The 12,907-nt window shown below is 42.3% G+C and carries 13 protein-coding genes; 12 read left to right on the top strand and 1 reads right to left on the bottom strand.

Annotated features, from left to right (window positions below; genetic code table 11):
• Nucleotides 1-58 precede the first annotated feature (58 nt).
• The 12 genes from ACFS6H_RS06390 to ACFS6H_RS06445 all read left to right on the top strand — a co-directional run bounded on the left by ACFS6H_RS06390 (nucleotide 59) and on the right by ACFS6H_RS06445 (nucleotide 12,118).
• Nucleotides 59-1,336 (top strand): ABC transporter permease, encoded by a 1,278-nt coding sequence (locus ACFS6H_RS06390; RefSeq protein ID WP_386096420.1) that lies wholly within the window; start codon nucleotides 59-61, stop codon nucleotides 1,334-1,336.
• A 216-nt stretch (nucleotides 1,337-1,552) separates the two neighbouring features.
• On the top strand, nucleotides 1,553-2,407 hold the full coding sequence (locus tag ACFS6H_RS06395) for a MotA/TolQ/ExbB proton channel family protein (protein WP_386096422.1): 855 nt from the start codon (nucleotides 1,553-1,555) through the stop codon (nucleotides 2,405-2,407).
• Nucleotides 2,408-2,468: 61 nt separating this feature from the next.
• Nucleotides 2,469-3,134, top strand: coding sequence for an ExbD/TolR family protein (locus ACFS6H_RS06400; RefSeq protein ID WP_386096424.1), 666 nt, complete (start codon nucleotides 2,469-2,471; stop codon nucleotides 3,132-3,134).
• Between the two features lie 39 nt (nucleotides 3,135-3,173).
• Nucleotides 3,174-3,803, top strand: coding sequence for an ExbD/TolR family protein (locus ACFS6H_RS06405; RefSeq protein WP_386096426.1), 630 nt, complete (start codon nucleotides 3,174-3,176; stop codon nucleotides 3,801-3,803).
• 58 nt (nucleotides 3,804-3,861) lie between these two features.
• Nucleotides 3,862-4,686: an energy transducer TonB gene (locus ACFS6H_RS06410; protein ID WP_386096428.1), complete on the top strand. Its 825-nt coding sequence runs from the start codon at nucleotides 3,862-3,864 to the stop codon at nucleotides 4,684-4,686.
• A gap of 254 nt (nucleotides 4,687-4,940) precedes the next feature.
• A complete protein-coding gene (locus ACFS6H_RS06415) occupies nucleotides 4,941-5,765 on the top strand; it encodes an energy transducer TonB (RefSeq protein WP_386096430.1) in 825 nt (274 codons plus the stop codon).
• 311 nt (nucleotides 5,766-6,076) lie between these two features.
• The gene (locus ACFS6H_RS06420; RefSeq protein WP_386096432.1) at nucleotides 6,077-6,655 is read left to right on the top strand and encodes an ExbD/TolR family protein; all 579 of its coding nucleotides are present in this window, start codon (nucleotides 6,077-6,079) and stop codon (nucleotides 6,653-6,655) included.
• A gap of 31 nt (nucleotides 6,656-6,686) precedes the next feature.
• Nucleotides 6,687-7,514 (top strand): energy transducer TonB, encoded by an 828-nt coding sequence (locus tag ACFS6H_RS06425; RefSeq protein ID WP_386096434.1) that lies wholly within the window; start codon nucleotides 6,687-6,689, stop codon nucleotides 7,512-7,514.
• Nucleotides 7,515-7,653: 139 nt separating this feature from the next.
• Nucleotides 7,654-9,057, top strand: a complete 1,404-nt coding sequence (gndA, locus tag ACFS6H_RS06430) for an NADP-dependent phosphogluconate dehydrogenase (protein ID WP_386096436.1) — start codon at nucleotides 7,654-7,656, stop codon at nucleotides 9,055-9,057.
• Between the two features lie 48 nt (nucleotides 9,058-9,105).
• Nucleotides 9,106-10,641, top strand: coding sequence for a glucose-6-phosphate dehydrogenase (gene zwf / locus ACFS6H_RS06435; RefSeq protein WP_386096438.1), 1,536 nt, complete (start codon nucleotides 9,106-9,108; stop codon nucleotides 10,639-10,641).
• Between the two features lie 3 nt (nucleotides 10,642-10,644).
• Nucleotides 10,645-11,358, top strand: coding sequence for a 6-phosphogluconolactonase (pgl, locus tag ACFS6H_RS06440; protein WP_386096440.1), 714 nt, complete (start codon nucleotides 10,645-10,647; stop codon nucleotides 11,356-11,358).
• Nucleotides 11,359-11,503: 145 nt separating this feature from the next.
• Nucleotides 11,504-12,118, top strand: coding sequence for a hypothetical protein (locus tag ACFS6H_RS06445; RefSeq protein ID WP_386096442.1), 615 nt, complete (start codon nucleotides 11,504-11,506; stop codon nucleotides 12,116-12,118).
• Between the two features lie 4 nt (nucleotides 12,119-12,122).
• Here the strand turns inward: ACFS6H_RS06445 and ACFS6H_RS06450 are convergent, their stop codons facing one another.
• Entirely contained in the window at nucleotides 12,123-12,818 is a 696-nt protein-coding gene (locus tag ACFS6H_RS06450) for a hypothetical protein (protein ID WP_386096444.1), read from the bottom strand.
• Between the last annotated feature and the right edge of the window lie 89 nt (nucleotides 12,819-12,907).

Consider the following 12,907-nt stretch of genomic DNA (forward strand, 5'->3'; position numbering starts at 1 on the left):
GATAGCATTACTATGGCCGAAAGCCCCATATAAACAGGTACGCTTAGCAGGATTGATTATGCAGTTTAACAGTATATTTTCGCTGGCATTTAAAACAGTAGCAGGTAATAAACTGCGTACGGGCATTACGGTGGCCATTATAGCCTTTGGTATTATGGCCCTGATAGGCATTATCACTGCTATTAAAGCCATGAACCAGAAGTTCTCGGAAAGTTTTTCCACTATGGGTGCCAACGCCTTCAGTATACGTTTTAAGGAGCGTAATATACGTATGGGCGGCGGCGGAGGCGATGATGTGACCGTTTCGAAAAAAGGCGCCAAGAAGGAGAAGAAATCAAACCTGGGGAAACGTATTACCAAGGATGAGGCGGAAGCTTTTGTAAGAAAATACGAGTACCCGGCCTATGTAAGCCTGTCCATATTCGGGGGGCGTAATAATATCGTATCCTTTGCCAGTAAAAAAACAGGTCCCAACGTAATGGCTTATGGGGCCGATGAGAACTACCTTTTATTAAACGGCTTTAAACTGCTGGCCGGCCGGAATATGAACCGTACAGATGCTAACAGCGGACAGAATATTTGTATACTGGGCTATGATGTGGCCAAACGCCTGCTGGGCGAAAATGTACAGGCGGCAGTGAACCAGCAGGTAAGGATCAATAATATTCCTTACCGGGTATTGGGGGTATTGGAAAGCAGGGGATCGTCCTTTGGTTTTAGCCGTGATAATATGATCATTACCAGTTACCAGAATGTGGAGCGCAACTTTCCATCGGGCAACTCGTATGCCGTAGCGGTAATGGTGAACAGCATACCCGAATTAAAAACGGCCATGGGGGAGGCGGAGGGAGCTTTCAGGGCCATCAGGAAACTGAATACCACGGAGGAAAGCAATTTTGTACTAGACAGGAGCGATAGTATTGTGGAGAAAGCCATGAACAGCCTGGGTTTCCTGACCATATCGGCTACAGTGATCGGCTTAATTACCTTAATAGGGGCGGCTATCAGTTTGATGAATATCATGCTGGTATCGGTATCGGAACGCACCAAGGAGGTGGGCCTGGTAAAAGCCATTGGGGGAAAAAGTAAAATGATCCGCCGCCAGTTTTTGCTGGAATCGGTAATTATCAGCTGTATGGGTGCGGTTTTTGGTATTATACTGGGTGTTCTGGTAGGGAATGTTTTTTCAATTGTATTAAATACAGGCTTTGTAGTGCCTTGGTTATGGGTTATTTATGGAATTTTAATATGCACAATAGTGGGCATATTGGCCGGCTTATACCCAGCGGTAAAAGCCGGGAAACTCAATCCCATAGAAGCTTTGCGATATGAGTAGCATGATTGTCCTGTATTGACTAAGATGAAATTCTTATCAAATTATTGACAACAAAGTTGTTGCTTTTCAAAAAATCCTTAACTTGAACCCCTTATAAAGAAAAAGTGCTGGCAAGAAGTTTAAGATATTGACTTTTTTATTAGCATTGTAACGGAATAAGGCTCATTTAAATTTTTTTTTATTTCACTAAAATTAAAACACTAAAAAACTACGATCATGGCGGAGACTAAACCGACTGCAACAGCGAAGGCAACAACATCTGTTCAGGCTAAAAAGAGCAGCAATATTATTTCGTGGATTGCACCAATTGCATGTATTGTTGCTGGTTATTGCATCTGGCGTTTTATTATTGGTAACCCAAGCGGATTTGAACAACCAGATCCTAGTGGTGGCTTCTGGCCTCATCACAGAGGACCTAAAACAGCATTGAACAGGATTTACGAGGGTGGTATCATTGTACCCCTGCTGATTGCGATGTTGTTAACTGTTGTTGTATTTACTATTGAGCGTTTCCTGACTATCAGCAAAGCTTTAGGTAAAGGTTCTATTTCTGATTTTGTACGTAAAGTACAGTATCACTTAGCTAACAAAAATGTAGATGCTGCTATTGCAGAGTGCGACAAACAAAGAGGTTCTGTTGCTAACGTAATGAAAGCAGGTTTACGCCGTTATAAAGAAATGATCACTGAGCCTAACCTGGATACTGACCAAAAAGTAATCGCTATCCAGAAAGAGGTAGAAGAAGCAACTGCTTTGGAATTACCTATGCTGCAAAAAAACCTGGTATTCTTATCTACCATCGTATCGGCTGGTACCCTTGTGGCCCTGTTAGGTACGGTAATTGGTATGATCAACTCTTTCTCTGCCTTAGGTAGTGATGGTGGTGGTAATGCTGCGGAACTGGCGATTGGTATCTCTGAGGCCCTGTATAACACCGCTTTAGGTATCGGTACATCAGCTTTAGCGTTAATTATTTATAATATGTTAACTACCAGGATCGATAACATTACCTACGGTATTGACGAGTCTGGCTTTACTTTAACACAAAGTTTTGCTTCTTTATACAAATAGTTCAGGCTGGATGTATGGAATAAAGCAAGTTTTTCATCTTAATTAGAAAACATATTATAAAATGCCTAGAGTATCATTACCGAAAAAGAGTACAGATACGGATATGACGCCGTTCGTGGATATTGGGTTCCTGATCCTCTCTTTCTTCATCATGGCAACTAAATTCAAGCCTGCCGAGCCGGTGCCTATTGAGACGCCTAACTCGGTAAACGCTGATAAACTGCCTGAAGACAACGCGGTGCTTATAAGCATTGATAAAGACAATAAAGTTTACTTTTCGGCTCTTGCCAAGAAAGATCCTACAAGGGTAGACGCTATTGCTGAAGATGTAAGTACTGTAAGAGAGCTGAACCTGACTGACAAGGAAAAACAAAACTTCCGTAACAGTGCCATGGTGGGTATGCCTTTTAATAAGTTAAAGTCATTTTTAGATGTACCTGTTGACAAACAAAAGGATATAGTACAAGACGGAATTCCCGTATTGGACTCGGCCACCAATGAACTGGTTTACTGGATAGCGGCTTCACAGCGTGTTTTTGCCGGCCAGGAATTAAGGTTCCTTATTAAAGGTGACTCCAAATCACATTACCCTACTTTTAAAGCCGTTATTGACGCTTTAAAACGTAACGAGGTGTTTAAATACAACCTGGTTACAATGCCGGAAGAGGCTCCGGGTACCAGTGAAGTGGCAGTTTACCGCAGGGAACTTGAAAAATTAAAGAAATAGTCTTTCAGACAAATTATTTTAAAGTTTAAATAGCATAAAATGGCAAGTTTAGATACAGGCGACGGCGGCGGCGGCGGCGGCCACAAAAAAGGCCCGGGCGTTAAAAAAGCCAAAAAACAATCTACGAGGGTAGATATGACCCCAATGGTGGACTTGGCCTTTTTGTTGATCACCTTCTTCATCTTTACGGCAACAATGAACAGTCCTACAACAATGGACCTGAATATGCCCAAGGATACTGATAAAAAAGACCAGGAGACTAAGACAAAAGAGTCCGGCTCACTGACTATTTTATTAGGTAAAGGCGACCAGGTTTATTATTATGAAGGGAAGTTGGAGCAGGAAACTGCCTCTCAGCAGTTCAAGCAAACTACCTTTAAAGGTATCCGTGATGAGATTATCAGGAAAAAACGTGCGGTAGAAGCTACTTATGTTCGTGATCCTGAGTGCGAACAGGAGAAAGCTTCAAAAGGCAAACCGGTTACTGATTGTCGGCAAAAAGACTTCTTCGTAATTATCAAGCCAAATGACGAGGCTAATTATAAGAACGTAGTTGATATTTTGGACGAGATGACCATTAACAGGGTTGACCGTTACGCAATTGTGAAAATAGCCGATACTGAGAACGAAATGGTTAAGGCTACCGAAACTGCTAACGGTATTAAATAATAGCAGGCGGGTATGGAAATTAAACGCCTCCGCATCATATTAATAAACAAATTTAGCAATGGACGCCAATAAAATTTTATCATCTGACCTGTTGGATATTGTTTTTGAAGACAGGAATAAAGAGTACGGTGCCTACCAGCTACGCAGAACGTATAATAAACGTATCCTGTTAGCACTGATTATTACCGGCTCAATAGCTGCATTGGCCTTTATTGGTTCAATTCTGGCTAACTCAGTGAAATCTGATGAGTCGAAGTTGGAGGTAAAAGAAGAGCTTACTATCCAGGATATTAAGCAGGAAGAGGAAAAGCCGATTGAGCCGCCTCCCCCGCCACCACCTAAAGTGGACCCTCCAAAAATTGAAATGAAAGCCTTTACCCCTCCTGTGGTAGTGCCTGATGAAGAGGTAAAAACTCCTCCTCCTGCTCAGGAAGATTTGAAGGAAGTAAAAATTGACGTAGTTAACCAGGAAGGTATTAAAGATTTAAACATCGCGGTACCACCGGTAATTGACCAGGGTAAAGAGATCATTGAAGAGAAAAAAGTGGTTGAACCTGAGATCTACGAAAAAGTGGAAGTGGAAGCACAGTTCCCCGGAGGACCTAAAGCATGGGAAAACTTCTTAAGAAGAAACCTTGATGCGAATGTACCGGTTGACAATGGTGCTCCCGGTGGAAGATACACGGTTTACATCCAGTTCGTTGTGGACAAGGAAGGTAACGTTAGTGATCTGAAACCTATTACTTCTCATGGCTTTGGTATGGAACAGGAAGCTATCCGTGTGTTGAAAAAAGCAACAAAATGGACGCCTGCTAACCAGAACGGTCGTGCAGTAAAAGCTTACCGTAAACAACCTATTACCTTTGTAGTAGAACAGGAATAAGGTTCATATAATTTATTTAAAAGCCCCTGTACAACAGGGGCTTTTTTATGCCCGTTCAGGCAGGTATTTACATACACTCTTTTATTAGGGAATGCTACTGCCCTTTATATTTATTTGTAAATACCTGTAAATAAGATCGTTTCATTTTTGTTTAGTCAATTGATATGCGTTATATATCAGTAGGTGATAAGTAAAGTGACAAATTTTATGGAAACAAAATCATCGTTACATCATAGTTTACAAACTAATGTAAGATGGAGAATAATAAAATTTTATCGTCCGACCTGCTGGACCTGATTTTTGAAAACAGGAATAAAGAGTATGGTGCTTACCAGTTACGCAAAACTTATAATAAACGTATACTGATGGCCCTGCTTATTACAGGCTCCGTTGCCGCAATTGGCTTTGCCGGCTCTGTACTGGCGAATGCCGTAAAGCCGGAAGAACCTAAACTGGAAGTGAAGCAGGAACTTACTATCCAGGATATTAAAGAAGAGGAAGAAAAAAAAATCATTGAACCATTACCACCGTTACCTAAAGTAGACCCTCCCAAATTGGAAATGCGGCAGTTTACCCCTCCGGTAATTGCACCCGATGACCAGGTAAAAACACCGCCTCCTACAAATGATGAACTGAAGGATGTAAAAATTGATGTAACCGACCAGGAGGGTATTAAAAATTTAAATATCGCAGTACCACCGGTGATAGACCAGGGTAAAGAGATCATTGAAGAAAAGAAAGTGGTAGAGCCCGAGATATATGAAAAAGTGGAAATGGAAGCGCAGTTCCCCGGCGGCGCCAAGGCCTGGGAAAATTTCTTAAAAAGAAACCTTGATGCGAATGTACCTATTGATAATAATGCCCCGGGTGGGAGATACACTGTTTACATCCAGTTTGTTGTGGATAAGGAAGGTAATGTAAGCGATCTGAAGCCTATTACTTCACATGGTTTTGGTATGGAACAGGAAGCCATCCGGGTGTTGAGGAAAGCAACAAAATGGACGCCTGCTAACCAGAATGGCCGTGCCGTAAAAGCATATCGTAAGCAGCCTATTACGTTTGTAGTAGAGCAGGAGTAATAGTAACTGAACATGTTTAATAAAAGCCCTTGTTTATAACAGGGGCTTTTTTATGTAACCCCGGTTGTAAGATAGCTGCAGTATGGAGGCAGCGTGTTTAGAGGTATTAAAATATACCTTATTATTTTATATTCCTTATGGAAATTTAACTGTCCCCTCATCTTATAAGCAGAAGCTTCTGTAAACGGTCAATACCTATCCGTTATAATTTATTCCTGGTTTTTCTCTCATTTAAAACAAATAGGCAAACAAAGTGATGCTGGTAATATGCTATGCAACCCGCTAAGTTATGCCTGTACAAAACTAAAACGATGGCACAGCTTACTATGGATACCGGCATTACCCGGAAAACAAAAGGCGTTAAAGGCCGTAAAATATTACCCACTAAAGTTGACATGACCCCGATGGTGGACCTTGCTTTTTTACTGATTACCTTTTTCATTTTTACTGCTACCCTGAACGAGCCGGTTACTATGGACCTGGTAATGCCTAAGGACGGGCGTGTAACAAAGGTGAAGCAGACCGGTGCATTGACCATCCTGCTGGGTAAGAACGATGCAGTGTATTATTACCAGGGCGAATGGAGCGACACAGCACACATATATCCTGTAAGTACTGGTGATATCAGGAAGGTTATCATAGATAAGAAAAGGGAAGTAGAAGCGAGGTATAGGTCCAACCCGGATTGTGAACAAGCAAAGGCTTTGAATAACCAGGATATAAAGGATTGCCGGCAGGAAGATTTTTTTGTATTGATCAAACCCGGTAAAACGGCTGCCTATAAAACGGTGGTGAATATATTGGACGAAATGACCATTAACCGGGTACTACGCTATTCGCTGGCAAATATGACAACTGAGGAAACGGAAAAATTACAAAGCTATTACTAACACTCTTTTTTATTAACCAAAAACTACGATCATGGAATCAAACAAAATTTTACAATCAGATTTCCTGGATATTTTATTCGATGAAAAGAATAAACAATATGGAGCGTATGAATTAAGACGCAGTTATGATAAGCGCATTATAAAGGCCTTATGCATTACGGGTATTGCTATAGGCCTTGCCATCGGCTCCACATTAATAGCCAGGCCAACGAATGAAGATACTATCATGCCGGATGATAACGGGGGACTTGTTATTCGTCCATACGACGAAGTTGAGGTTCCTCGGGTAGAGCCACCACCACCACCTCCGAAATCTATAGAACCACCCCAAATGCAAACCATTGCATTCGTGGAGCCTGTTGTTAGTCCTGATGACCAGGTTTTTAACACACCACCTGCACAGGACGATTTTGACGGTGTTAAAATCAGCGATTTAGATCGTATCGGAGTGAAAGGAGGCGATGATATCAGTACTCCGCCGGAAATTATAAATAAAGTGGGCATAATAGAGGAAAAGAAGAAATTGACCGATGAACCCTGGATCGGGCCGGTGGAAATAGAAGCCGAATTTCCTGGTGGAGCAAAAGAGTGGGAACGTTTTTTAAGGCGTAACCTGCAGGCCGATATACCCATTGATAACAATGCCGCTCCCGGCCGTTACACCGTTTACCTGCAGTTTATTGTTGATAAAGAGGGCAGGGTAAGCGATATTAAAGCCCTTACGGCGCATGGCTTTGGTATGGAGGAGGAAGCCATGCGGGTATTGCGCAAGGCCACCAAATGGAACCCTGCTAACCAGAACGGCCGGGCAGTAAAAGCCTACCGTAAGCAGCCTATCACTTTTGTAGTAGAGCCATAAAGGCAGTTTTCATTATTGTTGGTATACAGCCCCGTTTCCGGTCAGGAGCGGGGCTTTTTTTCGTAATAGTTTTTTCACAACTTATCCTGTATAAAACAGCAATCGGATATATGCCTAACTTCGCAGCTAAATTTCAGATATGGCAGCACATTTTGGTATGATAGGCTTAGGCACCATGGGCCGTAATTTATTATTAAACGTAGCCGACCATGGATATGAGGTATGCGGATACGATCCCAATGTGGACCAGCAGAAGCGATTACTGGCCGAAGCAGGTGAGTTAAAAGTAACGGCCGCAGAAAGCCTGCCCGAGTTTTTAAGCCACCTGGCTACTCCCCGGATCATTATGTTATTGGTACCGGCCGGTAAAATTGTAGACAGTGTGCTTAATGAACTGATGCCGCTGGTAGAAAAGGGCGATATCATTATTGACGGGGGCAATACCCATTTTACCGATACCGACAGGCGTTATGATATGCTGCAAAGCTCAGGCGTTCATTTCATAGGCATGGGCGTGAGCGGCGGTGAAGAAGGCGCCCGCAGAGGCCCCAGTATGATGCCGGGCGGTAATATTGAGAGTTACGAGCTGGTAAAGGAAATATTAGAAGCCATTGCGGCCAAAAGTGATGAAGGGCCCTGCGTGGCTTATATGGGTAACAAGGCCGCAGGCCATTATACCAAGATGGTACACAATGGTATTGAATATGCCATGATGCAGCTGATCAGTGAAATATATGCGGTACTGAAAAAAGCAGGTGAATTATCCAATAACGAATTACACCTGGCATTTGATGCCTGGAATAAGGCCGAGCTGCAATCCTTCCTGGTAGAAATTACCGCGGCGGTGTTTAAGCAAAAAGATCCGGAAACAGGGAATGACCTCGTAGATATGATACTGGACAAAGCCAAGCAGAAAGGCACGGGCATGTGGACCAGTCAAAACGCGATGGACCTTAACGTACCGCTGCCTACTATTGATATTGCGGTGACCATGCGTTATATATCGGCTTTAAAAGACCAGCGTGTAAGTAATAGCCGTTTATATAACTTACCGGAGAGTGTTACCCCTATTGAAAAAGAACTGCTGATCACCCTGTCGAAAAGTGCCTTGCATTTTGGCTTTTTAATAGCTTATGCGCAGGGGCTGCATTTATTAAAAGTTGCTTCCGAAGCATATAACTATGCCATTCCTTTACCGGAAGTGGTAAAGATCTGGAAAGGAGGTTGTATCATCCGTTCGGCCATGCTGGGCGATCTGCGTAAAGCTTATGTAGATGATAATAACCTGGCGAATATTATTTCCTCACCCGTGTTCCAACCCTTGTTCGCTAGCCTGCGTAATGATGTAAAACAGGTACTGGCCATTGCATTGGAGAATGATATTCCTGTAGCAGCACTTTCCTCTGCCCTGCATTATTTTGATGCTATTACCAGCGAAAAACTGTCCGCTAACTTAATACAGGCACAACGCGATTTCTTTGGCGCCCATACTTACGAACGTATTGATAAACCAGGTGTGTTCCATACCGAATGGGAAGGTTGATAAAGGAGAAACACTTTTAAAATTTTTACTTTTTAATTTAAACAATATATGAGCAGAATAAAAAATCCACCACCCGCTAACATTGTCATCTTTGGTGGTAAGGGCGACCTGGCATGGCGTAAACTGATCCCTGCTTTTTATAACCTGTATATAGGCGGTTTTTTACCAAAGAACTTTGCCATCTATGGCGTACACTATGAAAAACAGGACGAAAAATGGTACGAAAGTTATATGCTGGAAGGTATTAATACCTTTTCCCGCAGCGGTAAGGCCAAGCCAAAAGAGTGGAAGGCCTTTGCTCAAAACCTGTATTATTTTGAAGGTGATTTCACCGCTGATGATACATTCCGCCGTTTAGGTGAAACCCTGGATGCCAACGATAAAAAATGGCGTAACAGAGCTGTACGTTTGTTTTATTATTCTGTATCTCCTAAGTTCATTGACGATATTTCTATCGGGTTGTCCAAATACGACCTGGCTGCTAATGTAAGCCTGGACAGGATTGTGGTAGAAAAGCCTTTTGGCAGTGATCTGCAAAGCGCCAAAGACCTGAACAAATTGTTGCTGGCTAAGTTTAAGGAAAAACAGATCTATCGTATTGACCATTACCTGGGTAAGGAGACGGTACAAAACCTGATGGCTTTCCGTTTTGCCAACATCTTCTTTGAATCATTATGGAATCATAATTACATTGAACATGTACAGATAACCGTGGCCGAAAATATTGGTGTGGGTAGCCGGGGTAACTATTATGAAACGGCAGGAGCCCTGCGTGATATGATACAGAACCACCTGTTCCAGTTGCTATGTGTAACTGCCATGGAACCGCCGGTAACCACAGATGCCGAAGAGATCCGTAACAAAAAAGTAGATGTGCTGAAAGCGGTACGCCCTTTTAACAAAGACAATATACAAAGTAATGCTATCAGGGGACAATACGGGGAAGGTAAGGTAAACGGTAAAACCCAGCAGGCCTATCGTAAAGAGAAGAATGTAAATCCTAAGTCGGACGTAGAAACCTACGCCGCTTTAAAATTATACATTGATAACTGGCGCTGGCAGGGAGTACCCTTTTATTTACGTACCGGTAAAAGTTTACAAAAAGCTTCTTCGGTAATTGCCATACAGTTTAAACAAGTGCCTTTATGTGTGTTTAAACCGAATGCCATACCCGATCGCAGGCCCAATCAACTGATCATTAGCATACAGCCCGAAATGGAAACCACCCTGGTGTTCCAGGCCAAAGAGCCGGGTGTGGAAATGAAGATCAAGCCGGTGGAGATGGACTTTACTTATCATGATAACTATGATACAGCCGTTCCGGAAGCGTATGAAACCTTATTGCTGGATGTACTGGAAGGTGATGCGGCTTTATTTATGCGGGCTGACCAGGTAGAACAGGCCTGGAAAGTAGTGATGCCGGTAATTGATAACTGGGCCGCTACAACAGAAAAATTCCCTAACTATAATGCAGGTAGCTGGGGACCCAAAGCCGCTGATGAGCTGATAAAAGCGGATGGCTTTGACTGGATATTATTACCCGAAGCAAAACAGCCTGCTATTAAAAAGAAAACAAAAAAATAGATCATGATCACAAAAATGATATGGCCGGATGCCGGTAAATTAAGCGAAGCCGCAGCTCATTTCTTTGTACTGCATGCGCAGAAAGCTATTGAAAAGAACGGTCGCTTTGTAGTGGCATTGTCCGGTGGCAGTACCCCAAAAACCTTTTTGGAAATACTGGCCACACCGGCATTCAGCAAAAATGTGGACTGGAAAAAAGTTTTCTTCTTCTGGAGCGATGAACGTTTTGTTCCTTTAACCGATAAGGAAAGTAATTATAAAATGGCCTGGGATAGCCTGTTAAGCAAAGTACCGGTACCTAAGAAGAATATTTTTGCCACACCGGTAAAAGGAGCGGCTAAGGATTGTGCTAAACAATACGAAACCTCCCTGAAAGCTTTTTTCGGTGGTAAAACACCGGCTTTTGACTGGCTGATGCTGGGGATGGGAGATGACGGACATACCGCTTCTTTATTTCCCGGAACCGATATATTACAGGAAAACAAACGCCTGGTAAAGGAAGTATGGGTGGAGAGCAAGCAAACCTGGCGCATCAGCTTTACTTACCCGTTAATTAATAAGGCAAAACAAGTGGTACTATTAGTGGCAGGCAGTAATAAAGCGCCGGTTTTAAAAACGGTATTTGCCAAAAAGGCAAAAGCTGTTTACCCGGTGCAGGGGGTTAACCCTAAAACCAGTCCCTTATGGCTGGTAGATGAGGCAGCTGTTAATTTTTAGTATAACCGTATATGGAATGAAAGCCTTTATTCATCTCACGTAAATGAATAAAGGCTTTTTAATTGCGGTATGTTTATGTATAGGTAGTATAATGGGGTTGAGCTGTAAAAATCATTCAGCTGAGCCCCATATAACCGGCAATACTGTGCCCGGCACCCCGGTAATTTCCTATGAAGATTTTAAGAAAGCAATTAACGTAAAAAGACTGGCCTATAAAAAGCTGTCTGCCGCCGGCTTTAACAAAAGGGTATTACAGGATAGTATTACTGATTTCTGGGTAAATAAAATAGGTACCGGTTTGTTTTCGTACTGGGAGGGCACCGGCTGGAACTATAATGGTACTACACAAATTCCCAAGCAGGGCAGTATCGCATGTGGCTACCTGGTAACTACCTTACTGGCAGATATGCATGTTAAGCTGAACCGGGTAAAGCTGGCGCAATATGCTTCTTCACAAATGATGAAGGCATTAACACCAGGACAACCTATAAAAAAGTATGACCATCTTGGCTTTGATATGTTTGTTAAAAGCGTTAATCAATTAAAGAAAGGCATTTATATTATTGGCCTGGACATACATACGGGCTTTATTATTCATGATGGTACGGCGGCTTATTTTCTACATTCCTACTATCATAAAAATATTGGTGTTATAAAAGAACCGGTAGCTACATCAAATGCCTTAAAACAATCTGTTACAAAATGGATGATATCTCTGACCGGTGATACGATATTTATTGAAAACTGGTTAAAGGAATAACCCACTATTCCGTCTCACTGACCTGAGCCAGCAGATCTGTTACCAGGTCCTTGGCCATTGCTTTGATGTTATTATCGCAGCTGGCTAAATACTCACGGGTAAAACCCTTTACATTCTGAAAATAGCGTGGCGCTTTCTCCCGGTTGATATTGGCAGTGGTTAAAGTACCCTGTTTGGTTTGTCCCGAAGGATAACTGATCGTATAGTTCACAGAAAAATTATTACCGGAGGGTTCAATGGCTACTTTCTCCCCGCCAACATAGGCCAGTAGCAGGAAAACCATCCAGCCATCAATAACATATACAAAATTGGCCGGGTTTTCTTTTATGGTTAAGTTAACCGTGCCGCCATTTAATTTCTCTTTTAATTTGCGGCTGTTGGCCGCAGTAATAAAACTGCTGGTAAAATACTGTATGGGCATCATATTATTAATAACCGAAGTATTTTCAGTACGCCATTTCCAGTAAAAAATGGCCGGTATTAATTTATTCTTTGTTTTGCGGGTTTGGGAGATTTCATTGGCGGGCAAAGTGTTCTCTACGGTAAAACTGATATAATCATTGTTCTTTACTTTTTCGGGAATGGTATTAGCATAATATTTTTTAATGCCTTTATCTACCCGTTTGGAAGTGGAACAACTGGTAAATGTAAAACTAAAAACAGCGGCGGCGAATAGGGCAATAAAACAGTTTCTGGTCATATTAAACAGGTGGTTGGTGAAACCATAAAAATAAAGGAAAATTATTTGTTACGGAACCTCGTTGTTGAACAGGGGTATAAAGATAACGG

The sequence above is a fragment of the Terrimonas rubra genome (assembly GCF_042686025.1).
In the GTDB taxonomy this organism is placed as follows: Bacteria; Bacteroidota; Bacteroidia; order Chitinophagales; family Chitinophagaceae; genus Terrimonas; species Terrimonas rubra.

Bases quoted from the DNA above. Each gene is read 5' to 3' on its own strand.
- ACFS6H_RS06390 (WP_386096420.1), top strand. From the start codon at position 59: ATGCAGTTTAACAGTATATTTTCGCTGGCATTTAAAACAGTAGCAGGT.
- ACFS6H_RS06395 (WP_386096422.1), top strand. From the start codon at position 1,553: ATGGCGGAGACTAAACCGACTGCAACAGCGAAGGCAACAACATCTGTT.
- ACFS6H_RS06400 (WP_386096424.1), top strand. From the start codon at position 2,469: ATGCCTAGAGTATCATTACCGAAAAAGAGTACAGATACGGATATGACG.
- ACFS6H_RS06405 (WP_386096426.1), top strand. From the start codon at position 3,174: ATGGCAAGTTTAGATACAGGCGACGGCGGCGGCGGCGGCGGCCACAAA.
- ACFS6H_RS06410 (WP_386096428.1), top strand. From the start codon at position 3,862: ATGGACGCCAATAAAATTTTATCATCTGACCTGTTGGATATTGTTTTT.
- ACFS6H_RS06415 (WP_386096430.1), top strand. From the start codon at position 4,941: ATGGAGAATAATAAAATTTTATCGTCCGACCTGCTGGACCTGATTTTT.
- ACFS6H_RS06420 (WP_386096432.1), top strand. From the start codon at position 6,077: ATGGCACAGCTTACTATGGATACCGGCATTACCCGGAAAACAAAAGGC.
- ACFS6H_RS06425 (WP_386096434.1), top strand. From the start codon at position 6,687: ATGGAATCAAACAAAATTTTACAATCAGATTTCCTGGATATTTTATTC.
- gndA (WP_386096436.1), top strand. From the start codon at position 7,654: ATGGCAGCACATTTTGGTATGATAGGCTTAGGCACCATGGGCCGTAAT.
- zwf (WP_386096438.1), top strand. From the start codon at position 9,106: ATGAGCAGAATAAAAAATCCACCACCCGCTAACATTGTCATCTTTGGT.
- pgl (WP_386096440.1), top strand. From the start codon at position 10,645: ATGATCACAAAAATGATATGGCCGGATGCCGGTAAATTAAGCGAAGCC.
- ACFS6H_RS06450 (WP_386096444.1), bottom strand. From the start codon at position 12,818: ATGACCAGAAACTGTTTTATTGCCCTATTCGCCGCCGCTGTTTTTAGT.